The sequence below is a fragment of the Xanthomarina sp. F2636L genome, assembly GCF_026410195.1.
Taxonomy (GTDB): domain Bacteria; phylum Bacteroidota; class Bacteroidia; order Flavobacteriales; family Flavobacteriaceae; genus Xanthomarina.
On record NZ_JAPMLM010000018.1, the window covers coordinates 1 to 212 of the forward strand.

1 protein-coding gene is annotated in these 212 nt (G+C 41.5%); it reads left to right on the forward strand.

Going from position 1 to position 212, the window contains the following annotated elements:
• Positions 1–212: HYR-like domain-containing protein (locus OS191_RS00080; protein ID WP_267153672.1), on the forward strand; the 212-nt coding region annotated here is incomplete at both ends.

The following is a 212-nucleotide window of genomic DNA, read 5'->3' on the forward strand; positions in this document are numbered from 1 at the left end:
ATCGATGATGTACCTGCTCCTATAGATTTAACAGCAACAGATAACTGTGCTGGTGATGTCGTGGCAACTCCTGTTGACTCAACTGATAGTTCTGACCCTTGTAATGTAGTAGTTACACGTACTTGGACATTTACTGATTCTTGTAATAATACATCTAGTGTGTCACAAACTATTACTGTTTCTGATACTACGGCACCTGTAGCTCCGGCTGC